This window comes from Vibrio sp. 10N.286.51.B11 (assembly GCF_041469245.1).
Lineage (GTDB): Bacteria > Pseudomonadota > Gammaproteobacteria > Enterobacterales > Vibrionaceae > Vibrio > Vibrio crassostreae_C.
Genome location: NZ_JBFRKI010000016.1, coordinates 22741 through 23808, shown reverse-complemented (window position 1 = coordinate 23808; position 1068 = coordinate 22741). Strand labels below are relative to the sequence as shown.

Here is a 1068-nt window from a genome sequence, read left to right as displayed (position 1 = left end):
TCACACTTACATCGATGTTCGCAGAGACCGTATCGGTTCCGTCTGACACATCGAAGCCGAAGTTTACGTCACCATTGAAGTTTTCATTTGGCGCAAAGGTGTACGTGCCGTTACCGTTGTCGGTAAGGATACCGTCGCCACCATCGTAGGTCACACCTTCAACCGTTAGGTTGTCACCTTCAATGTCTGTCGCGCCTGTAAGCAGATCCGCGTCTGTGAACAGTAAAGTACCGTCTTCTTCAACACTGAATTGCTGATCTTGAGGAACTGGCAGGTCATTGATTGGGTTAACGGTTAAATCGGCAGAAGCTTGAACGGTATTGGTGCCATCAGAGATATCGAAACTGATATCGATGTCACCATTGAAGTTCTCATCTGGCGTGATGGTAAAACTGCCATCATCGTTAGCAACGACTGTAGCATCACCGTCAACCGTTAGGTCGCTAGCTGTCAGGTCATCGCCTTCCACATCAGACGCTTGCGATAGAAGCTGCTCTTGGCTTAGACGAATCGAACCGTCTTCGTCGATTGAGTATGCTAGGTCGCCAGACACTGGCGCATCATCAACCGCTGTTACGCTCACATCAATGTTAGCTGATACCGTATCGGTACCGTCAGACACATCAAAGCCGAAGTTTACGTCGCCATTGAAGTTTTCATTCGGTGCGAAGGTGTATGTGCCATTACCATTGTCGGTAAGAATACCGTCGCCACCGTCGTAGGTCACACCTTCAACCGTTAGGTTGTCGCCTTCAATGTCCGTTGCACCTGTTAATAGGTCGGCATCGGTGAAGATTAACGTGCCATCTTCTTCAACGCTGAACTGTTGGTCTTGAGGGACTGGCAGGTCATTAACTGGATTAACAGTTAGGTCAGCCGATGCTTGAACCGTATTGGTACCATCTGAGATATCGAAGCTAATATCGATATCACCATTGAAGTTCTCATCTGGCGTGATGGTGAAGCTGCCGTCATCATTAGCTACAACCGTCGCATCTCCACCAACCGTAAGGTCGCTAGCCGTAAGGTCATCGCCTTCCACATCTGATGCTTGAGAAAGCAGCTGCT

1 protein-coding gene is annotated in these 1068 nt (G+C 48.9%); it reads right to left on the bottom strand.

The window, feature by feature from the left end; genetic code table 11:
* On the bottom strand, positions 1-1068 hold a 1068-nt coding region (locus AB4154_RS09005), incomplete at both ends, for a cadherin-like domain-containing protein (RefSeq protein WP_372122782.1).